The sequence below is a fragment of the Microbacterium sp. 2216-1 genome, assembly GCF_046507855.1.
GTDB lineage: Bacteria > Actinomycetota > Actinomycetes > Actinomycetales > Microbacteriaceae > Microbacterium > Microbacterium esteraromaticum_C.
Genome location: NZ_JBKFTM010000001.1, coordinates 1,501,430 through 1,521,129 on the forward strand (window position 1 = coordinate 1,501,430; position 19,700 = coordinate 1,521,129).

At 67.9% G+C, this 19,700-nt stretch carries 20 protein-coding genes and 1 tRNA gene; 6 read left to right on the forward strand and 15 right to left on the reverse strand.

Translation table 11 applies throughout. The features are described 5' to 3' along the window. The first annotated feature begins 1 nt into the window (after window position 1). Window positions 2-781: a 6-phosphogluconolactonase gene (gene pgl / locus ACLD0U_RS06990; RefSeq protein WP_410340164.1), complete on the forward strand. Its 780-nt coding sequence runs from the start codon at window positions 2-4 to the stop codon at window positions 779-781. Window positions 782-788: 7 nt separating this feature from the next. Here the strand turns inward: pgl and ACLD0U_RS06995 are convergent, their stop codons facing one another. After that, window positions 789-1,784 (reverse strand): multidrug DMT transporter permease, encoded by a 996-nt coding sequence (locus ACLD0U_RS06995; RefSeq protein ID WP_410340278.1) that lies wholly within the window; start codon window positions 1,782-1,784, stop codon window positions 789-791. Between the two features lie 118 nt (window positions 1,785-1,902). Here ACLD0U_RS06995 and def point away from each other — a divergent pair, with 118 nt between their 5' ends. The 3 genes from def (at window position 1,903) to ACLD0U_RS07010 (ending at window position 4,176) form a co-directional block, all read left to right on the forward strand. Then, window positions 1,903-2,472 carry a peptide deformylase gene (def, locus tag ACLD0U_RS07000; protein ID WP_206549672.1) on the forward strand — a complete coding sequence of 190 codons (570 nt, stop codon included), beginning with the start codon at window positions 1,903-1,905 and terminating at the stop codon, window positions 2,470-2,472. 107 nt (window positions 2,473-2,579) lie between these two features. Then, window positions 2,580-3,095 carry a septum formation family protein gene (locus tag ACLD0U_RS07005; protein ID WP_224817938.1) on the forward strand — a complete coding sequence of 172 codons (516 nt, stop codon included), beginning with the start codon at window positions 2,580-2,582 and terminating at the stop codon, window positions 3,093-3,095. Between the two features lie 94 nt (window positions 3,096-3,189). Next, window positions 3,190-4,176 (forward strand): diaminopimelate dehydrogenase, encoded by a 987-nt coding sequence (locus ACLD0U_RS07010; protein WP_410340165.1) that lies wholly within the window; start codon window positions 3,190-3,192, stop codon window positions 4,174-4,176. A gap of 105 nt (window positions 4,177-4,281) precedes the next feature. Here the strand turns inward: ACLD0U_RS07010 and ACLD0U_RS07015 are convergent. The 5 genes from ACLD0U_RS07015 to dusB all read right to left on the reverse strand — a co-directional run bounded on the left by ACLD0U_RS07015 (window position 4,282) and on the right by dusB (window position 9,646). Next, window positions 4,282-4,354 (reverse strand) — tRNA-Asn (locus tag ACLD0U_RS07015). Window positions 4,355-4,439: 85 nt separating this feature from the next. After that, window positions 4,440-5,207: an ATP-binding cassette domain-containing protein gene (locus ACLD0U_RS07020; protein WP_179410643.1), complete on the reverse strand. Its 768-nt coding sequence runs from the start codon at window positions 5,205-5,207 to the stop codon at window positions 4,440-4,442. Window positions 5,208-5,239: 32 nt separating this feature from the next. Then, window positions 5,240-7,093, reverse strand: a complete 1,854-nt coding sequence (dnaG, locus tag ACLD0U_RS07025) for a DNA primase (protein WP_410340166.1) — start codon at window positions 7,091-7,093, stop codon at window positions 5,240-5,242. Continuing rightward, window positions 7,093-8,493, reverse strand: coding sequence for a deoxyguanosinetriphosphate triphosphohydrolase (locus ACLD0U_RS07030; RefSeq protein WP_179410641.1), 1,401 nt, complete (start codon window positions 8,491-8,493; stop codon window positions 7,093-7,095). Before ACLD0U_RS07030 ends, dnaG begins: the two co-directional genes overlap by 1 nt. Beyond that, window positions 8,483-9,646, reverse strand: coding sequence for a tRNA dihydrouridine synthase DusB (gene dusB, locus ACLD0U_RS07035; protein ID WP_179410640.1), 1,164 nt, complete (start codon window positions 9,644-9,646; stop codon window positions 8,483-8,485). Before dusB ends, ACLD0U_RS07030 begins: the two co-directional genes overlap by 11 nt. A 59-nt stretch (window positions 9,647-9,705) precedes the next feature. Here dusB and ACLD0U_RS07040 point away from each other — a divergent pair, with 59 nt between their 5' ends. Continuing rightward, entirely contained in the window at window positions 9,706-10,200 is a 495-nt protein-coding gene (locus ACLD0U_RS07040) for a glutathione peroxidase (RefSeq protein ID WP_179410639.1), read from the forward strand. Between the two features lie 11 nt (window positions 10,201-10,211). Here ACLD0U_RS07040 and ACLD0U_RS07045 read toward each other — a convergent pair whose 3' ends face one another. Next, window positions 10,212-10,889, reverse strand: a complete 678-nt coding sequence (locus ACLD0U_RS07045; RefSeq protein WP_410340167.1) for a DsbA family protein — start codon at window positions 10,887-10,889, stop codon at window positions 10,212-10,214. Between the two features lie 53 nt (window positions 10,890-10,942). Here ACLD0U_RS07045 and ACLD0U_RS07050 point away from each other — a divergent pair, with 53 nt between their 5' ends. Next, window positions 10,943-11,509, forward strand: coding sequence for an AAA family ATPase (locus ACLD0U_RS07050; RefSeq protein WP_410340168.1), 567 nt, complete (start codon window positions 10,943-10,945; stop codon window positions 11,507-11,509). A gap of 4 nt (window positions 11,510-11,513) precedes the next feature. Here ACLD0U_RS07050 and ACLD0U_RS07055 read toward each other — a convergent pair whose 3' ends face one another. The 8 genes from ACLD0U_RS07055 to ACLD0U_RS07090 form a co-directional block, all read right to left on the reverse strand. Further along, window positions 11,514-12,317 (reverse strand): isoprenyl transferase, encoded by an 804-nt coding sequence (locus ACLD0U_RS07055; RefSeq protein WP_206549666.1) that lies wholly within the window; start codon window positions 12,315-12,317, stop codon window positions 11,514-11,516. After that, on the reverse strand, window positions 12,314-13,084 hold the full coding sequence (gene recO, locus ACLD0U_RS07060; RefSeq protein WP_179410635.1) for a DNA repair protein RecO: 771 nt from the start codon (window positions 13,082-13,084) through the stop codon (window positions 12,314-12,316). The genes ACLD0U_RS07055 and recO overlap by 4 nt, the downstream gene beginning before the upstream one ends. Before the next feature lie 55 nt (window positions 13,085-13,139). After that, the gene (gene leuA, locus ACLD0U_RS07065) at window positions 13,140-14,900 is read right to left on the reverse strand and encodes a 2-isopropylmalate synthase (protein WP_410340169.1); all 1,761 of its coding nucleotides are present in this window, start codon (window positions 14,898-14,900) and stop codon (window positions 13,140-13,142) included. A gap of 176 nt (window positions 14,901-15,076) precedes the next feature. Beyond that, complete coding sequence (locus tag ACLD0U_RS07070) at window positions 15,077-16,030, reverse strand: NADP-dependent oxidoreductase (RefSeq protein WP_410340170.1); 954 nt, start codon at window positions 16,028-16,030, stop codon at window positions 15,077-15,079. Between the two features lie 5 nt (window positions 16,031-16,035). Then, window positions 16,036-16,932: a GTPase Era gene (gene era, locus ACLD0U_RS07075; RefSeq protein ID WP_206549663.1), complete on the reverse strand. Its 897-nt coding sequence runs from the start codon at window positions 16,930-16,932 to the stop codon at window positions 16,036-16,038. Next, complete coding sequence (locus tag ACLD0U_RS07080; RefSeq protein WP_179410631.1) at window positions 16,925-18,220, reverse strand: hemolysin family protein; 1,296 nt, start codon at window positions 18,218-18,220, stop codon at window positions 16,925-16,927. Before ACLD0U_RS07080 ends, era begins: the two co-directional genes overlap by 8 nt. Next, complete coding sequence (gene ybeY / locus ACLD0U_RS07085; RefSeq protein WP_179410630.1) at window positions 18,217-18,675, reverse strand: rRNA maturation RNase YbeY; 459 nt, start codon at window positions 18,673-18,675, stop codon at window positions 18,217-18,219. Before ybeY ends, ACLD0U_RS07080 begins: the two co-directional genes overlap by 4 nt. Further along, complete coding sequence (locus tag ACLD0U_RS07090; RefSeq protein WP_224818008.1) at window positions 18,672-19,697, reverse strand: PhoH family protein; 1,026 nt, start codon at window positions 19,695-19,697, stop codon at window positions 18,672-18,674. Before ACLD0U_RS07090 ends, ybeY begins: the two co-directional genes overlap by 4 nt. Window positions 19,698-19,700 lie beyond the last annotated feature (3 nt).

Consider the following 19,700-nt stretch of genomic DNA (forward strand, 5'->3'; position numbering starts at 1 on the left):
GATGAAGGTGCAGGGAACGACCAAGACCGTGGTGGTGGAACCCACCCCCGCGGCGCTCGCGACGCGCGTCGCGGATCGCTTCCTGACCCGGCTCATCGCGCGCACGCGCAACGGCCGTCTCGCCCATGTCTGCCTCACAGGAGGCTCGATGGGTGGGGCGGTGCTGGCTGCGACCGCGGCGGATGCGCGCGTGGCCGACATCGACTGGTCGCTGGTGCATTTCTGGTGGGGCGACGAGCGCTTCGTCGAGCGCGACAGCGCCGACCGCAACTCGCTGCAGTCACGCAATGCGCTGCTGAACCGGATCCCGGTTCCCGCCCAGAACATCCACGAGGCCGCGGCCCCGTCGGACGGCCTGACGCTCGACGAGGCCGCGCGGGCCTATGCCGAAGAGCTCGCACGATTCAGTACGGATGACGCGGCGTGGCCGTCCTTCGCGGTGTGCTTCCTCGGCGTCGGCCCGGACGGGCACATCGCCTCGCTGTTCCCGGACCGTCCCGAGGTGACCGTCACCGATGCCGCTGTCCTGCCGGTGCGCGACTCGCCCAAACCGCCGGCCGAAAGGATCACGCTCACGCGCCCTGTGCTGAACGCCTCCAAGCGCGTCTGGCTCGTGCTGACCGGTGCCGACAAGGCATCGGCACTGGGCCTCGCGCTTGCGGGAGCGAGCTATGCCGGTGTGCCGGCCGCAGGCGCCAAGGGCCAACGGCGCACGGTGTTCTTCGTCGACGAAGCGGCCGCGGCAGAGGTCTCACCGGATCTGATCGACCGCGACTACTGAGATCGGACTACGTTCCGAGCGGCGCGTCACCGTCATCCGGCCCGCGCTGTGTGCGGGCCTCGCCGCGCTGCGCAGGCTCGGCGCCCGGTGATTCGACGGCCGGTGCCGGGCCGCTGCCGCGGGTGATCCCGAGTTCCTGGCTCTCGCTGAGCACCTGGGGGTGATAGCGGGCCAGCCCGAACACGCCCCATACGGCGATCGCCCCGGCGACCACGAACATGATCAGCACCCACACCGGTGCGGCGTCGGCCTCACCGAGCACCAGGGCACCGATCAGCACGGCGACGATCGGGTCGATGACGGTGAGTCCGGCGATGACGAGATCGGGCGGCCCCGAGCTGTACGCGGTCTGCACGAAGTAGGCGCCGACCGCGGCAGCGGCGATGAGGGCGATCAGGCAGGCGACGGTCAGCCAGTCGAAGTTCTGCGCCTGGATGCGACTGATGACCGCTTTGGCGAGTGTGGCAACGAATCCGTAGAGCACACCAGCGCCGGTGACGTAGAACATCGCGCGCATGCGATGGCGCAGGATGAGCCATCCTGCGCCGAAGACGATGATGACCAGGAGCAGGATGGTCAGGATCATGAAGAGATCCTGATCGCGGATGGGGCGTTCCGTGGCGTAGAGCGCCGCCAGGCTGACGAACAGGAAGATGCCGCCGATACATGCGGCGATCGCGATCAGCGATTGCCTGGTCGGCGAGTGCCCCGAGATGCGGGCGTTGAGCAGTGTGGTGACGACGAGCGCGACGGCGCCGAGCGGCTGCACCACGATCAGCGGGGCGATGGCGATCGCACTGAGCTGGCAGACGATCGCCAGCCCGAGCATCAGCGTTCCGATGAGCCACGACGGTCGGGTCAGCAACGCCTTCAACTGAGCCGAACTCAGACCTGTCGTGCCCTCGACACCGGTGATGCGCTCGACCTTCTCGACGCCTCGGTGCTGGTACTGCGCACCCAGCGACATGAACACCGCACCCGCCAGTGCCAACGGGATGCCCATCAACAGCCCGGGGTTGGCGAAGACGCCGACCAGCTGATCGCCGACATCGACTGCGAAACCCACCCCGTTTTGCACTGTCTCACCTTATCGGGCGCAGGTGAGCAAGTAGGGTTGTGCCGTGGCTGTTCTTGCGATCCGTATCATGGGCGACCCTGTTCTGCACTCTCCCGCGGGTGAGGTGACCGCGGTGACCGATGAGATCCGCACGCTCGTCGCCGACATGTACGAGACGATGGACCTCGCCCCCGGAGTCGGGCTCGCCGCCCCGCAGGTCGGGGTCGCGTTGCGTATCTACGTGTACTCGTACGTGGATGACGACGACCAGCCGTGGCGCGGCGAGATCATCAATCCGACGCTGTGGATGACCCCGCTCGAACCCGGCTCACCCGATCCGGATGAGGAGGCTGAGGGATGCCTGTCGTTCCCCGGCGAGCGGTTCCCGTTGCGGCGCTCGGATCGCGTCCTGGTCACCGGGACTGACCTTGAGGGTGCGCCGGTGCGCATCGAGGTCGACGGCTGGCGCGCGCGCATCATGCAGCACGAGTTCGATCACCTCGACGGTGTGCTGTACGTCGATCGGCTCTCTGACAGCGATTGGAAGACCGCGCAGAAGATCGCACGCAAGCGCGGCTGGATCCGCGGTGGGCACAGCTGGATGCCCGGAGTGGACGACCTCGAGGGCGCGTAATCACCTCGCTCACAGAGAGCACAAAGTTGACTCTCAGCTGGTTCACTGACTAGGTTCCTCCTTCGGGTGCGTTCGCACCCGCACCCCACTTCGAGGAGGAACTCATCATGGCCACCACGGGCACCCGCCGTACGATCGGGACCGTTGCCGCGACGGGAGCACTGGCGATCGCGCTCACCGGTTGCAGCCTGCCGTCCGACATCGCGAGCATGCTCACCGGCGAGGCAGACCGTGACGGAGCCGGCAGCGTGCAGTCCACCTCCGAGATCGGTATCTTCAACCTCCAGGTCGGCGACTGCAAGATGGAGGACCAGAGCGGCGAGATCCTCGACACCACCGTCGTCCCGTGCGATGAGCCGCACGATGAAGAGGTCTACGACGAGTTCGCGATGGCCGACGGCGACTTCCCGGGTGTCGATGCCATCCAGGCCGAAGCCGAGACCTACTGCGTGGAATCGTTCGGCGAATTCGTCGGGATGCCCTGGGAGGAATCCGCGCTGGAGTTCTTCGCCATCTACCCGACACAGGGAACGTGGGAGCAGGCGGACGACCGCATCGTGCAGTGCGTGATCTGGGACCCCGAGGGCCAGGTCACGGGCACGCTCGCCGGCGCCGCGCGCTGACTCTGCGCGGCGTCACGCCGCGCAGACGGCGGGGGCGCTCCCTCTAGGCTTGGAGGGACTCCCCCCGCTCCCCCGAACTCTCGAAGAGGCACCCATGACTGCGCGCACACGCATCGGCATCGTCGGCTACGGAAATCTCGGTCGAGGGGTTGAGACCGCGCTCACGCTGACACCCGACATGCACCTCGTCGGCGTCTTCACCCGCCGCGACCCGGCGACGGTTCGCCCACTGGCCGAGACGACGGCCGTGCAGGGCCTGGAAGCCCTTGACGGCATGCGCGATGAGATCGACGTGCTGATCTTGTGCGGTGGCTCGAAGTCTGACCTGCCTGAGCAGACGCCGGCGTTGGCATCCGCCTTCACGGTCGTCGACAGCTACGACACCCACGCGCGCATCCCGCAGCACTTCGCCGCCGTCGACGCCGCGGCACGCGGCGCCGGCACCACGGCGATCATCTCGACCGGCTGGGATCCCGGGCTGTTCTCGCTGCAGCGCCTGTACGGCGAGGCCATCCTGCCGCAGGGCGAGACCTACACGTTCTGGGGGCGGGGGCTCAGCCAAGGGCACTCCGACGCGATCCGTCGTGTTCCCGGCGTCGCGGCCGGCGTGCAGTACACGATCCCCTCGGACGACGCGATCGAGCGTGTGCACTCGGGGGCCCGCCCCGAGCTGTCCACACGAGACAAGCACACGCGTGAGTGCTTCGTCGTGCTCGCCGAGGGCGCGGACGCGGATGCTGTGCGCGAGGCCATCGTGACGATGCCGGACTACTTCGAACCGTACGACACGACGGTGACCTTCATCTCGGCGGAGGAGCTCGCAACGAATCACGCGGGTGTCCCCCACGGCGGCTTCGTGATCCGCAGCGCTGAGACGTCCGCCGGCACCACGCAGACGATCGACTACCGTCTCGCCCTGGAGTCGAACCCCGAGTTCACGGCCAGCGTTCTCGTCGCCTACGCCCGCGCGGCCGCCCGGCTGGCGGCATCCGGCGATCATGGCGCGAAGACGCCGTTCGACGTCGCCCCGGGGCTGCTCTCGCCGAAGTCGCCCGAGCATCTGCGCGCCGAGATGCTCTAGGACGTACCGCGTGGAGCGGGGCCGACCGGGCCCCGCACCACGCGCGTCCGACCACGCGGAACACGCAGAAGAGCCCCGTCCTGAGGACGGGGCTCTTCTCTGTTGCTCCCCCGGTTGGACTCGAACCAACAACCTGCCGGTTAACAGCCGGCTGCTCTGCCAATTGAGCTACAGGGGAATGTGCTCGCTGTGCGGGCAACTCGTCTAGCTTAGCAAACTCCCACGACCTCTCCGAACACGGGCGACCGCCCGGGCGTGGCGCGTCAGCGCGCTCCGTTCGGCTCGGCATCCGGCGACCACAGCAGGTTGCGCCCGACCCCTCGGGCGACCACGTGACCGCCACGCAGGATCAGGGTCTCCGCATCGAGCTCGCGAATGAAGTCGGCGTCGTTGGTCACCATCAGCGCCGCCATCGCACGCTCGGTTCGGCGCCGGGTGATCGCGCCGAAGACCACCGGGCGGACCTCCAGATCGAGGTTCGCGAGGGGTTCGTCGGCGATGAGCACGTGAGGTTCGAGCATCAGTGCGCGAGCGATCGCGACGCGCTGGCGCATGCCTGCGCTGAGCTCATACGGAAACTTCGTCGCCATCCCCAGCGGCAGGTGCAGCTCGTCGAGCAGCGCCGCGACGCGCATCGCGAGTGCCCGACTGTTGACCTTCTTCTCGCGCGAGGTGACCGGCTCCGAGATCGCCTCGCCGACCGTGAGGCGCGGCGGCAACGACCCGCCCGCCCCCTGCGGCACGAATCCGGTGAGTGCTGTCAGCACGCGACGTCGGCGCCCGGGCCGACGCACGTTCACCCCGCACACCTCGGCACGCCCGCCGGCGACCTTGAGCGAGGCGTCCCCCATGCCCGCCAGCGCAGTCACCAGCGACGACTTGCCCGATCCGGTCGAACCGCCGATGCACATCAGCTCACCCGGCTGCAGAGTGAATGTCACGCCGTCGACGGCACGGGTGGTGCCGCCGTGCCCGATCCGATCGATGACGAGGTCATGGCAGTCGATCGCGGCGTCACTGTCGGCAGGCATGTCTCCATCCTGCCCGGTTCACGCGGTCGCCGTCACGTTTCGATGAACTGCAGTCGCTCCGCGTCGACATCACGCAGGCGCATCCGCAGCGCCCGACCACCTTCCGAGTCCGCGGGTACCCGCTGAACGGCTCCCAGGAGCTCGTGCTTCTCGCGTTCGATGCTGCGCAGGATCAGCCGACGACACATATCCGTCGCCGAGGCGAGCGCACCCGCCTCATCCCGTGCAGGGAACGGCATCATCAGGAGTTCGCCGGCCAGCGCACGATAGGGCTCGCGCACGGCATCCGCCGCTCCCGTCGCCCAGCCGACGCGCGCGCGATCAGCGACGGATGCCACCGACCGGCGCACCGCCTCCAGCGCCGGGTTTCGGAACGGCTCGGTGAGCGCCCGCGCCAGCAGGGCGGGATCGATACGGTGGCCGTACTGCAGTACGCCCATCAGCGCATCCCGTTCAAGCGCGACCTCGGCGGTGCGCGGCAAGTCGCGCAGGCGCACCGGCGCCGTCGCATCGCCGTCGGGTGCGGATGCCACCGGCTCGGACCGCACGTGCGGCGCCTCGCGGCCGCCACGTGCAGCGCGCTGCACCTGCTGGTGCACGGACGTCGGGTCCATGCCCAAACGGCGCGCCAGCACGCGCTCGTACCCCGGCCGAAGCAGCTCATCACGGATCTCGGCGACGATCGGTGCCGCGGCGCGCAGCGCGCCGACCTGCCCCTCCACGGTGGCGAGGTCGTAGGCGGCGAGCTTACGGTCGATCGCGAACTCGAACATCGGCACCTTGGCGTCCATCAGGCCGCGCACGGCGGCATCCCCGCGCTGCAAGCGCAGATCGCACGGGTCCAGACCGTCGGGAGCGACCGCCACGAACGTCTGGGCCGTGAAGCGGGAGTCCTCCGAGAAGGCACGCAGCGCGGCCTTCTGACCGGCCTCGTCACCATCGAAAGTGAAGACGACCTCGCCGGCTGCCGAGTCATCACCCATCACCCGGCGCAGCACCTTGATGTGCTCGGCGCCGAACGCCGTGCCGCAAGTGGCGATCGCCGTCGTCACCCCGGCCAGGTGACAGGCCATCACGTCGGTGTACCCCTCGACGACGACCACCCGGCGCGGGTCGCCGCGCGCGATGTCGCGCTTTGCCAGATCGAGTCCGTACAGCACCTGCGCCTTCTTGTAGATCGGCGTCTCGGGGGTGTTCAGGTACTTCGGCCCCTGGTCGTCGTCGTACAGCTTGCGCGCGCCGAAGCCGATGGTCTGCCCGGTGACGTCACGGATCGGCCACACCAGACGCCCACGGAATCGGTCGTAGACGCCGCGCTGGCCGGCAGAGACCAGTCCCGCCGCCGTCAGTTCATCACGGGTGAAGCCCTGCGCGCTCAGCGCCTTGAGCATGTTCTCCCAGCCGCGCGGGGCATATCCGACGCCGAAGTGCGCCGCCGCACCGGCGTCGAAGCCGCGCTCGCCCAGGAACCGCCTCGCCGTCTCCGCTTCCGGGCTCAGCAGCTGCGAGCGGAAGTACTCCCCCGCCGCCGAGTTCGCCGCATACAGACGGCTGCGTCCGCTGCTCTCGGGCGCAGCACCGCCGTCCTCATAATGCAGCGAGTATCCGACGCGAGCCGCGAGCCGCTCGACCGCCTCGGTGAAGCTGACGTGATCCATCTCGCGCAGAAACGAGTACACGTCTCCCGAGGCGCCGCAGCCGAAGCAGTGGTAGTAGCCGACCTGGGGACGGACGTGGAAGCTGGGACTCTTCTCGTCGTGGAAGGGGCACAGACCCTTCATGGACCCCACCCCCGCCGACTTGAGGGCGACGCGCTCGCCGACGATGTCAGCGATGTTCGTTCGCGTCTTGACCTCTTCGACGTCCGCCTGAAGAATCCGCGGCATCAGCGCGCTCCTTCAACGACCACCTGAGGCTGGGGATGCGGATGACGGTGCCCGCCCGGGCGGGCGTGGCGCGGCGTCCAGATTCCGACCTCGGCCGGATCGATCTCGCCGACCAGCCGGTTGTGCCAGTCGACGGCGGTCTGGTCGGTGAGGCTGGCGACCTGATCGACCACGACGCGGGCACGTTCGGCATCCGACGTTGCGGCGAGGAAATCCGCCTCGAAAGCGGGTTCGAGCACATCGGCTCCCGCCGACCAGAGCGCATCAGTCGACCACAGCGCATCCGCCAACCGCACGAGAACACGCCGCTGCTCCTTGTAGACGCCGCGGCGGGCGTCGAGGGTCACGATGGCCTGCCCCATGATGCCCTTGAGAACGGCGATCTCGGCTTCGACGACACGCGGTACGACCACGTGCGCACTGTAGCGCGCCAGCGTGCTTCCGGGATAGGCCTCCCGCGTCGCGGTCACCGCAGCACGAGCGAACCGGCCGATCAGGTCGCTGGTCAGGTTCTTCAGCTTCGCCAGGTCTCGCCGCGAACGATCGAAGGACTTCAACCACATCGGCTGCCGGGTCAGCCGGTACAGCGCATCGGCGAGTTCCTCGCGCGTGAAGTCGTATCCGACCCACTGCTGGATGCGACCGACCAGCGGGTGGTGCTCGACGGGATCAGAGAGCTGAGCGACGTCGACGTAGCCGTTGACGATCGCGTCCTCGAAGTCATGCACCGAGTAGGCGATGTCGTCCGAGAGGTCCATGATCTCGGCCTCAATGCACCGCATGCGCCCGGGGGCGTCCGCGCGCATCCACCGGAAGACGGCCTCGTCCTCGGGATACACACCGAACTTCAGACGTCCGCCCGGATCGGGCATCGGCTCATCCACGGTCCACGGGTACTTGCACGTCGCGTCGAGCGTCGCCCGGGTCAGGTTGAGCCCGACGGAGTGCTCACGATCATCGAGCACCTTCGCCTCGAGCCGCGTCAGAATACGCAACGACTGGGCGTTGCCCTCGAAACCGCCGATGGGCTCCGCCCATTCGTTCAGCGCGCGCTCGCCGTTGTGTCCGAAGGGCGGATGCCCGAGATCGTGGCTGAGGCAGGCCGTGTCGACCACGTCGGCCGAGACGCCCAGCGCCGCGGCCAGCTCGCGGCCGACCTGCGCGACTTCCAGCGAGTGCGTCAGCCGGTTGCGGGCGAAGTCGGCGGTGCTCGCGGGGCTCAACACCTGTGTCTTGGCCGCCAGGCGACGCAACGCGGCGGAGTGCAGTACCCGCGCGCGGTCGCGCGAGAAGTGATCACGCTCGGAGCGGTGCGTCTCGGCGAAGAAGCGTTCCGTATCAGCGCCCGTGTACCCGCCGGCCGTGTGTCCCACCGGTGCTGATGAGGAGTCAGCCGCCATCGTTCTCGGTCTCCGCTCCGCGCATCATCTCTCCGATGCCCTCGCCGATCTCCTGCGAATCGAGCCACCCCTCGGGCAGTGCCGTGCGCTTCGGCGAACCGGCGCGTCCGCGCTGCCCCTCGGCGCCGACGCCTGGGTACGGCGCGTCGCCGAGCGTACCGAGCAGATCATCGATCTCCTGCAGCGTCGACGCCTTCGCCAGCGCCGCGCGCAGCTCACCACCGACGGGGTATCCCTTGAAGTACCAGGCGACGTGCTTGCGCACGTCCTTGCATCCGCGGTCCTCGTCTTCGAAGAACTCCACGAGCAGTTCGGCGTGGCGCCGGAAGGCGGATGCCACGAACTGCAGGGTCGCATCGACCGGCGGTGCCGTCACCGCGTCCTTCGGGCCGAGCGCCGCGGCGAGTTCGCCGAACAGCCAGGGTCGCCCCAGGCATCCGCGGCCGACGACCACGCCGTCGGCGCCGGTCTGCGCCAGCATCCGCACGGCGTCATCGGCCGACCAGATGTCACCGTTGCCGAGCACGGGGATGCTGGTGACGGTCTGCTTGAGCTCACCGATGGCGTTCCAGTCGGCGTGCCCGGAGTAGTACTGCGAAGCGGTGCGCGCGTGCAGCGCCACGGCTGCGGCACCGGCGTCCTCGGCCGCACGCCCCGCCTCGAGGAAGGTGAGGTGGTCGTCGTTGATGCCCTTGCGCATCTTCACCGTCAACGGCACCGAGCCGGCGGCCTTGACGGCCTGGTCGACGATGTCCGAGAACAGACCGATCTTCCACGGCAACGCCGCGCCACCGCCCTTGCGGGTGACCTTGGGGACCGGGCATCCGAAGTTCAGATCGATGTGGTCGGCGTGGTCTTCGGCGACGATGATCCGCACGGCTTCGGCGATGGTGCCGGGGTCGACGCCGTAGAGCTGGATCGAACGCGGCGTCTCCGACTCGTGGTGCTGGATCAGCCGCATCGTGATCGCGTTGCGTTCGACGAGTGCGCGCGAGGTGATCATCTCGCTGACATACAGGCCGGCACCGTACTCACGGCACAGCCTGCGGAACGCGGTGTTCGTGATCCCGGCCATGGGTGCCAGGACGACCGGCACGTCGAGTTCGATCGGGCCGATGCGCAGGGCGGTCGCGGGGGCAGTGGCAGCAGTCATATTCCTTCCATTGTCCCAGACCGCGCCTGCGCCGGTCCGCACAGACATAGGCTGTGGATATGAGTGATCTTCCTGTGCGTCAGATCCCGTTCGTCGATGCTTCCGGAGCGGAGCGGACCCTCGATGACGTGGGCGCCGACGTGGTGCTCGTGGTCAATGTGGCGTCGAAGTGCGGTCTGACACCGCAGTACGCGCAGCTCGAGCAGCTGCAGCGTGAGTACGCCGACCGCGGCTTCACGGTACTGGGATTCCCGTGCAACCAGTTCCTGGGTCAGGAGCCGGGATCGATGGAGCAGATCCTCGACTTCTGCTCCACCACCTACGGCGTCTCGTTCCCGGTGAACGAGAAGGTGAAGGTCAACGGCAAGAACGCCGCCGACCTCTACAAGGCGCTCAAGCAGACTCCCGACGCCGAGGGCTCCGCCGGTCGCGTGAGCTGGAACTTCGAGAAGTTCCTCGTCGCACCCGACGGCGCCGTGCAGCGGTTCCGCCCGAAGCAGAAGCCGGATTCCCCCGAGATCGTCGCGGCGATCGAGGCAGCGCTCGTCCGCTGATCAGGTCGGCGTCAGGCGACCGGCGTCTCGACGCCGCGCTTGGCCCACAGATCGCGCAGGACGTTGGCGAAGGTCTCGGCCGGCTGAGCCCCCGAGACGCCGTACTGACCGTCGATCACGAAGAACGGCACGCCGTTGATGCCATAGGCGCGTGCCTGCGCCTGGTCGGCGCGCACGGCGTCGAGGTGCGCGTTCGACTCCAGTGCGGTGCGGGTCTCGTCCTCATCGAGGCCGACCTCGACAGCGAGCGCGACGAGATCGTCGATGCGTCCGACGTGGCGCCCCTCGGTGAAGTAGGCCGACATCAGGCGCTCCTCCATCTCGTGCTGGAGTCCCTTGCTCTTGGCGAAGTGCAGCACCTCGTGGGCCTTGACGGTGTTGGTGTGCTGCAGCAGATCGAAGCGGTACTGCAGGCCGGCCTGGGCCGCCACATCGGTGACGTGCGCCAGCATCTGTTCGACCTGCTCACGCGGCATGCCTTTGTGTCCGGAGAGGAAGTCGATCTCGTCGCCGTCGAAGTCGACCGGGGTATCGGGGGCCAGCTCGAACGAGTGGAAGGTGATGTTGACCTGCGGGGCGTCCTCGTCGGACGCGGTCGCCGCAATGCCCGCTTCAAGATTGCGCTTGCCGATGTAGCACCAGGGGCAGGCGATGTCGGACCAGATGTCGATAGAGATGGGTTCGCTCACGTTCTCATCCAACCGCATGCATGTCGCGTGTATTCCTCGTCTAGCATCTACAGGTGCTCACCTGCGATGACGTCCTGCCCTTCCGCCCATCGCGGGTGCTGGTCTGCGGCGTCTCGGGTGCGGGAAAGACCACGCTCGTCACGCGCATGAGCCGGTTGCTGAATCTTCCCCGGCACGAACTCGACGCCCTGCATCACGGCCCCGAGTGGACGCCGCGGCCCGAGTTCCTCGACGATGTCCGCGCCTTCGCAGCCTCCGAGCGGTGGGTGACTGAGTGGCAGTACACGTCGAAGGGTGTCAGTGAGATCCTGCCTCCCCGCGCCGACCTGTGCGTGTGGCTGGACTATCCGGATCGCCTGGTGCGCGCACGCCTGTGGCGCCGGACGCTCGCCCGCAGCATCCTGCGCCGCGAGCTGTGGAACGGCAATCGCGAGCCGAACATCTGGCGGCTGGCGACGACGACCGCGCCCGAAGAGAACGTGCTGCGGTGGCAGACGAAGACCCGTGATGTGTGGCGGGAGCGGATGCCGGGGCATGAGGCGCGCTTTCCGCATCTGAGGTTCGTGCGCCTCGGGGACCCGACAGAGACCGAGCGCTGGCTGGGACGCCTCGGCCGGTAAGGCCTCAGTTGGTGGCGTCGGGGGTGTCGATCGCGCCCCCGAAGCGGCGGTCGCGCGACAGGTAGACGCCGATCGCACGCCACAGCTCTTCGCGCGAGAAGTCGGGCCAGAGCGTGTCGAGGAACACCATCTCGGCGTACGCCGACTGCCACAGCAGGAAGTTCGAGGTGCGTTGCTCGCCCGAACTGCGCAGGAACAGGTCGACATCGGGCATCTCGGGCACGTAGAGGTGCTTGCGCAGCTGCTTCTCGGTGATCGCACTGGGCTTGAGGCGCCCGGCCTTGACGTCCTCGGCCATCGCGCGCATGGCGTCGATGAGTTCGACGCGCCCGCCGTAGTTGACGCACATCGTGAGTGTGAGCACGTCGTTGTCACGGGTGAGCTGCTCGGCGAACTGAAGCTCTTTGATCACCGATCCCCACAGCCGCGGCTTGCGACCGGCCCAGCGCACCCGCACACCCCATTCGTTGAGCTGGTCACGCCGGCGGTGCAGCACGTCGCGGTTGTACCCCATCAGGAACCGCACCTCTTCGGGCGAACGTGCCCAGTTCTCGGTCGAGAACGCGTACACCGACAGATGCTTCACACCGGCCTGGATGGCACCGGCGACCACGTCGAGCAGCACTTCCTCTCCCGCCTTGTGCCCCTCGATGCGGTTGAGGCCCCGGCGGTTGGCCCATCGGCCGTTGCCGTCCATGACGACGGCGACATGGTTCGGCACGGCGGGGAACGCGGGCGGCTGCGCTCCCGTCCAGTCGAGCGGGCGGAACGGCACGGCGTCCTTGTGGGTGTACGGCTTGGGACTCACCGGGCTCCTTGCGGGGTCGAGAGGGGACGGGAGACCGCGTGGGGCGGCCGGGTCACGTGTTCGAGCGAGCGGATGCCACGTTCGAGGTGCCATTGGGCATACGCGGCGACGGTGCCGGATGCCGCAGCGAGATCGGTGTGCGCGGCCGCGTCGACCAGCGTCCAGTCCCCACCCATCAGCGCGCGCAACAGGGCGAGAGCCGTGCCCGGGATCTGCGGACTGCCGGCCGGGGCGCATGCCGCGCACACCGATCCGCCCAGTTGTGCGCCGAAGAACGCATGCGGACCAGGTGCAGCGCAGCGGGCGCAGTGGTCGAGTGCGGGCGCCCAGCCCGACAGCGCCATGACCCGCAGCAGATAGGAATCGAGGATGCTGCGCGCCACGTGCTCTCCCCGCGAAAGTGAGCGGAGGCCGCCGACGAGCAGCAGGTACTGCTCGGTCGTCGCCTCGGCCTCGTTCAACCGGTCGGCGGCCTCGACCATTGCACTGGCCGCGGTGAACCGCTCGTAGTCGACGGCGATATCGGCACCGTACGCACCGAGCGATTCGGCCTGCTGCACGATATCGAGCGTGCGCCCCTGGTACAGCTGCACATCGGCGACCATGAACGGCTCCAGGCGGGAGCCGAACTTCGACGACGTGCGCCGCACGCCCTTGGCGACCGCGCGGATCTTGCCGTGACGTCGGGAGAGCATCGTGACGATGCGGTCCGCCTCACCCAGCTTGTGGGTGCGCAGGATCACCGCTTCGTCTCGATAGGTGGGCACCTCTCGATTATCCCCCGCTCCCCCGACATCAGGCGTCAGCGTCCTCGGGGCCGCGTCAGACCGCTGCGAGCTCCGGTGCCGTCTCGCGGCTACGAATGGAACGGTTCACGCACGAAACGATCGCCTTCAGGCTCGCCGTCGAGATGTCGCCGTCGATGCCGACGCCCCACAGCCGCTGGTCGCCGACCTGCAGTTCGACGTAGGCCGCCGCCTGAGCGTCGCCCCCGCTGGACATCGTGTGCTCGACGTAGTCGTACAGCGAGATCTCGAAGCCGCGCTCGCGCAGCACCTCGATGAACGCCGCGATCGGGCCATTGCCAGTGCCGGCGGTCGCGACCGACTCGTCGCCATCACGCAGCACCACGTCCAGCGACACATCGCCGGTCATGTCGCTGCGGGTCTGGGTGCCGAGCAGTTCGAACCGGCCCCACTTGGCTTCGGCGTCGTCGGCCGGCAGGTACTCGTCGTGGAAGATCGACCAGATCTGCTCGCTGGTGACCTCGCCACCCTCGGCGTCGGTCTTGGCCTGCACGACCCCCGAGAACTCGATCTGCAGTTTGCGCGGCAGATCCAGTGCGTGGTCGGCCTTCAGCAGGTACGCGACGCCCCCCTTGCCGGACTGCGAGTTGACGCGGATGACGGCTTCGTACGAGCGTCCCAGGTCCTTCGGGTCGATCGGCAGGTACGGCACGGCCCACTCGATGTCGTCGACCGTGACGCCCTCAGCCGCGGCCTTCGCGGCCATCGCTTCGAAGCCCTTCTTGATGGCATCCTGATGCGAGCCGCTGAACGCGGTGAACACCAGGTCGCCCGCCCACGGGCTGCGCTCGGGTACCGGCAGCTGGTTGCAGTACTCGACGGTGCGCTTGACGTTGTCGATGTCGCTGAAGTCGATCTGCGGGTCGACACCCTGCGTGAACATGTTGATGCCCAGCGCGACGAGATCGACGTTTCCGGTGCGCTCACCGTTGCCGAACAGGCAGCCCTCGATCCGATCTGCACCGGCGAGGTAACCCAGTTCGGCGGCCGCGACCGCGGTGCCTCGGTCGTTGTGCGGGTGCAGCGACAGAATCACGTTCTCTCGGTGTGCCAGGTGGCGGTGCATCCACTCGATCGAGTCGGCATAGACATTCGGCGTCGCCATCTCGACCGTGGCCGGCAGATTGATGATCACCTTGCGGTCGGGCGTCGGCTCCAGGATCTCGAGTACTTCATTGCACACCTCGACGGCGTACTCCAGTTCGGTACCGGTGTAGCTCTCGGGCGAGTACTCGTAGTAGACCTCGGTGCCGGGGATGGTCTTCTCGTACTGACGGCACAGGCGGGCGCCCTCCAGCGCGATCTGCTTGACGCCCTCACGGTCGGACCGGAAGACGACCTCGCGCTGCAGCACACTCGTGGAGTTGTAGAAGTGCACGATGGCCTGCTTGGCGCCCGCGATCGACTCGTAGGTGCGCGCGATCAGGTGCTCGCGCGCCTGGGTCAGCACCTGGATGGTCACGTCATCCGGGATCAGCCCCTCTTCGATCAGCTGGCGCACGAAGTCGAAGTCGGTCTGGCTGGCCGAGGGAAAACCGACCTCGATCTCTTTGTAGCCCATGCTGACCAGCAGCTCGAACATCACCCGCTTGCGTTCGGGCGACATGGGGTCGATCAGCGCCTGGTTTCCGTCGCGCAGATCGACGGCGCACCAGCGGGGTGCTTCGGCGATCCGCTTGCCGGGCCAGGTGCGGTCCGGCAGGTCGAAGACGATCTGCTCGTGATACGGCCGGTACTTGTGGACCGGCATCGACGAGGGCTTCTGGGTGTTCTTCATGGTGAGGCTTCTTCTTCGTCAGGAGTTGTGTGTCAGGCCAACACGAACGCCGCGACGAGAAGGCCTGTCAGATCAGGACTCGCCGCGGCAGCTAAGAAGAAGCAGACCGCCCAAGAGCATGCGTCGATCGTAGCATCCGACTTCGCATTCTGCTCACCACGGAGGTGTCCTCGCGATCACGGAATCAGCGCGAGCTTTCCCTCGACACTCCCTGCCGCGAGCATGCGGTGCGCCTCTGGCGCCTGTTCCAGCGGCAACTCCGCCCCCACCGGTACCGTCAGTCGGCGGCTCTCTGCCAGTGCGACGAGGGGTGCCCGCGCCTCGTCCCGGAAACGCGCACTCTCGGGCATCGACCCCGCGATCGCGCGGAAACCCTGCTCTGACGCCGCGCGGGGCGCCGCGATCGTGACGACGCGGCCGGGATCGGCGACCAACGCCGAGGACGTCGCGATCGCCTCATCCGTTCCCGCCGCATCGAGCGCGGCATCGATCCGGGCGATGCCCTCGGATGCCAGATACGCGGCGATCCGGTCGGTGAGCCCCGCTCCGTACTCGATGGCGATCCCGCCGACCCGTCGCACGGTCTCGAGGCGGGCGCTGCGCGCCGTGCCGATGACGCGGATGCCACGCAACGCCGCCTGCTGCAGCACGCTGACACCGACGGCGCCGGAGGCACCGTGCAGAAGCACCGTCTCCCCCGTTCGAGCGCCGACCGTGTGCAGCATCTCTGCAGCCGTGGTCCCGGCCAGCAGCAGGTTCGCGGCTTGTGCGTGGCTGAGCGGCGCCGGTTTGCGCAGCACTTTCTCGGCAGGCACCGTGAGCTCGGTGGCGTAGCCGCCACGCACACGGAACGCGATCACCTCGTCGCCGACGGTCACCGGTCCCGTCACGATTCGCGTGTCCGGCCCGACGGCGATGACCGTCCCGGAGACCTCGTACCCGATGGCGACGGGCAGCTCCGTACCCGGCCGCGCACGCGCGACGTGCTTGGCATCCGCAGGGTTCACGCCGGCCGCGCGCACCCGGATCGTCACCTCGCCCGCCCTCGGCGCCGACACTGTGAACGGTGCGAACCGCCAGTGCTCCGGCGGTCCCCAATCCGTCGCGAGCCAGCGGTGCGCGATCGACATCGGTCTCAGAAGCCGAGGCGCCCGAGCTGCTTGGGGTCGCGCTGCCATTCCTTCGCGACCTTGACGTGCAGCTTCAGGAACACCCGCGTGCCGAGCAGCTCCTCGATGCCTGCGCGGGCTGTCGCGCCCACGGATCGCAGGCGGGAGCCCTTGTGCCCGATGATGATCGCCTTCTGGCTGTCGCGCTCGACGATGATCGACGCATACACATCGGTGAGATCGGAGTCCTCACGCGGCTCGACGTCGTCGATCACGACGGCGATCGAGTGGGGCAGCTCGTCGCGCACGCCCTCCAGCGCGGCCTCACGGATCATCTCGGCGATGCGGTCGTCGGTCGACTCGTCCGTGACCACACCCTCGTCATACAGCCGCGGGCCCACCGGCATCAGCTGCAGCATCTCGTCGGCGAGCACATCGAGCTGCTCGCGGGTGAGAGCCGACAACGGAATGACCGCGGCCCAGTCCTCGCGCAGCGAGTCGACCTCCATCAGACGTTCGACGATGTCGTCCTTGTCGGCGGCGTCGGTCTTCGTGACGATCGCGACCTTCTTGGCCCGCGGGTAGCCGTCCAGTGACGCGGCGATGCGACGATCGCCGGGGCCCACCTTCTCGGTCGCCGGCACGCAGAAGCCGATCACGTCGACGTCGCCGAGCACCTGCTCGACGAGGTCGTTCAGCCGCTCACCGAGCAGCGTGCGCGGCTTGTGGATGCCCGGCGTGTCGACGATCACCAGCTGTCCGTCGGGACGGTTGACGATGCCGCGGATCGCCCGACGAGTCGTCTGCGGCTTCTCGCTGGTGATAGCGATCTTCTCACCGACCAGCGCGTTGGTGAGCGTGGACTTGCCGACATTCGGCCGGCCCACGAACGTCACGAATCCACTGCGTGTCTGCTCAGTCATGCTGTTCTCCTCCATCGCGCACATCGATCGGCATCGTGTACGGCGCCCGCTCCACGAACACCGTGGCGATGCCACGGCCGCGGCCGCGCGAAGCGCCGCCGGTCAGCACCAGGCCCTTGACGGTCGCCGTGGCACCCGGCTGCGGCACCTGACCAAGCGCCTTGCCCAGCAGCCCGCCGACCGAGTCGACGTCTTCATCGTCGAGCTCCAACCCAAAGAGGTCGCCGACATCTTCGAGCGGCAACCGCGAGTTCACCCGGAATCGCCCGTCACCGAGGTCGACGAAGTCGGCGGGCCCGCGGTCGTACTCGTCGGCGATCTCACCGACGAGCTCCTCGATCAGGTCCTCAAGCGTGACGAGCCCCGACACACCACCGTGCTCGTCGATGACCATGCACACGTGCACGGCGTCGCGCTTCATCTGCTGCAGCAGGCTCTCGGCACGCATCGATTCGGGAACGAAGACGGCGGGTCGGGCGATCGGCCGCACGGGCCTGGTGCGCCAGGCGCTCTCGTCGCGGTACGCGAACTGCACGAGGTCCTTCAGATACAGCACCCCGACGACGTCATCGGCATCGCCATCGACGACAGGCATGCGCGAGACCCCCGTGCGCAGGAACAGCGCCATGGCCTCGGTCGCCGTGGTTGCCGCATCGACCGTCATCATCTCGGTGCGCGGAACCATCACAGCGCGCACCACCTGATCGGTGAACTCGAACACCGAGTGGATCAGGTCGCGATCGTCCTGCTCGATCAGATCATGCGAGGCGGCCTCGTCGACCATGCTCAGCAGCTGCTCCTCCGACGCGAACGACGTGCGTCCCGCTCCCGGGGTGACGCGCTGTCCGGCCCGGACGAGGGTCTGCGCGAGTGGCCCCAGCAGAATGCGCATGCCACGCACGACCGGCGCCCACGTCCGCAGCATCGACGCCGCGTGCAGTCGGCCGAACGAGCGCGGGCTCGCGCCGACCAGCACGAACGTGATCCCCGTCATCAGAACCGCCGCGGCGAGCATCGCCCACCAGATACTGGGCAGCAGCGCATCCAGCGCGACGGTGACGAACACGGCGGCGGTGGTCTCGGCGAGCACACGCATGAACGCCACGGCATTGACGTGCGGGGCGGGGTCCTCAGCGATGCGCGACAACGCTGACGCGTTGCGCCCCTCTGAGGCCAGCGACTCGAGGTCCGAGGTAGAGCTCACCGAGAACGCGGCGTCGACCGCGGCCATGAGACCGCCGAAGGCGACCAGCAGAACTGCGGCCGCCAGCAGAATGGCAGGGGTCATCGTCGTCGTTCGACCTGAGCGAATCCTTCGATCAGCGACCGCTGCAGCCCGAACATCTCACGCTCCTCTTCGGGTTCGGCATGGTCGAATCCCAGCAGGTGCAACAGCCCGTGAGTGGTCAGCAGGATCAGCTCGTCCTGCAGCGTGTGGCCGGCCGTCTGCGCCTGCGACTCCGCGACCTGCGGGCACAGCACGATGTCACCGAGCAGTCCCGGTGCAGTCGGGTTGTCGGGAGTACCGGGGCGCAACTCGTCCATCGGAAAGCTGAGCACGTCCGTGGGGCCGGGCTCATCCATCCACTGCACGTGCAGGGACTCCATCGCGCCCTCATCGACCAGCACGATCGCCACCTCGGCGTCCGGACTGACGTTCAGCTGCGCGAGGTTGAAGTCGGTGAGGCGCTGCAGCACCGTCTCGTCGACGTCGATCGCCGACTCGTTGTTGATCTCGATCATGACAGGCCTCGCTTCGGCATCCGGTCTCTGGGGTTCTGGCGCGCGCCGCCGCGGCGGTCGGCGCGGTTGGCGAACTGGTGCGCCTGCTCGCGCTCGTGACGCTCGGCGACGCGTTTCTCGTCGTACTCGCTGTAGGCGTCGACAATACGTCCGACCAGCGAGTGCCGAACAACATCGTCACTGGTCAGGCGCGAGAAGTGAATGTCATCGATGTCGCTGAGCACACGGGTCACCAGCCGCAGGCCGGACGATCCCGTCGGAAGGTCGATCTGAGTGATGTCTCCGGTGACGACCATCTTCGTGCCGAACCCGAGGCGGGTCAGGAACATCTTCATCTGCTCGGGCGTCGTGTTCTGCGCCTCATCGAGCACGACGAACGAGTCGTTCAGCGTGCGCCCGCGCATGTAGGCAAGCGGCGCGACCTCGATGGTACCGGTGGCCATCAGCCGGGGCACCACCTCGGGGTCCATCATCTCGTTGAGCGCGTCGTACAGCGGGCGCAGGTACGGGTCGATCTTGTCGTTGAGCGAGCCCGGCAGAAACCCCAAACGCTCCCCTGCCTCGACCGCGGGCCGGGTGAGGATGATCCGCTGCACCTCTTTGCGCTGCAGCGCCTGCACGGCCTTCGCCATCGCGAGGTAGGTCTTGCCGGTTCCGGCGGGACCGATGCCGAACACGATCGTGTTCTCTTCGATCGCGTCGACGTACTCTTTCTGCCCCAGCGTCTTCGGACGGATGACGCGGCCACGCGTCGACAGGATCGCCTCGCCGAGCACCTCGCTCGGGCGGGGACCGTCAGAACGCTGCAGCAGGCGAGCAGACTGCTCCACGTCGCTGGGCGCGAGCTGATGGCCTGAGCGGGTCATCTCGATCAGTTCGTCCACGAGCCGACGCGCCGACGCGACGTCATCGCGGGCGCCGCCGAGCACGATCTCATTGCCGCGCACCATCACCTGCACCCGAGGATGCTGCTTCTCGAGCATCCGCAATAGACGGTCCTGCGGGCCGAGCAACTGCACCATCGC

Bases quoted from the DNA above. Each gene is read 5' to 3' on its own strand.
- ACLD0U_RS07030 (WP_179410641.1), bottom strand. From the start codon at position 8,493: ATGGCGGCTGACTCCTCATCAGCACCGGTGGGACACACGGCCGGCGGG.
- era (WP_206549663.1), bottom strand. From the start codon at position 16,932: ATGACTGAGCAGACACGCAGTGGATTCGTGACGTTCGTGGGCCGGCCG.
- ACLD0U_RS07080 (WP_179410631.1), bottom strand. From the start codon at position 18,220: ATGACCCCTGCCATTCTGCTGGCGGCCGCAGTTCTGCTGGTCGCCTTC.
- dnaG (WP_410340166.1), bottom strand. From the start codon at position 7,093: ATGCCGCGGATTCTTCAGGCGGACGTCGAAGAGGTCAAGACGCGAACG.
- ybeY (WP_179410630.1), bottom strand. From the start codon at position 18,675: ATGATCGAGATCAACAACGAGTCGGCGATCGACGTCGACGAGACGGTG.
- dusB (WP_179410640.1), bottom strand. From the start codon at position 9,646: ATGACTGCTGCCACTGCCCCCGCGACCGCCCTGCGCATCGGCCCGATC.
- ACLD0U_RS06995 (WP_410340278.1), bottom strand. From the start codon at position 1,784: ATGGGCATCCCGTTGGCACTGGCGGGTGCGGTGTTCATGTCGCTGGGT.
- ACLD0U_RS07090 (WP_224818008.1), bottom strand. From the start codon at position 19,697: ATGGTGCAGTTGCTCGGCCCGCAGGACCGTCTATTGCGGATGCTCGAG.
- ACLD0U_RS07020 (WP_179410643.1), bottom strand. From the start codon at position 5,207: ATGCCTGCCGACAGTGACGCCGCGATCGACTGCCATGACCTCGTCATC.
- ACLD0U_RS07070 (WP_410340170.1), bottom strand. From the start codon at position 16,030: ATGTCGATCGCGCACCGCTGGCTCGCGACGGATTGGGGACCGCCGGAG.
- ACLD0U_RS07005 (WP_224817938.1), top strand. From the start codon at position 2,580: ATGGCCACCACGGGCACCCGCCGTACGATCGGGACCGTTGCCGCGACG.
- leuA (WP_410340169.1), bottom strand. From the start codon at position 14,900: ATGAAGAACACCCAGAAGCCCTCGTCGATGCCGGTCCACAAGTACCGG.
- ACLD0U_RS07010 (WP_410340165.1), top strand. From the start codon at position 3,190: ATGACTGCGCGCACACGCATCGGCATCGTCGGCTACGGAAATCTCGGT.
- ACLD0U_RS07040 (WP_179410639.1), top strand. From the start codon at position 9,706: ATGAGTGATCTTCCTGTGCGTCAGATCCCGTTCGTCGATGCTTCCGGA.
- pgl (WP_410340164.1), top strand. From the start codon at position 2: ATGAAGGTGCAGGGAACGACCAAGACCGTGGTGGTGGAACCCACCCCC.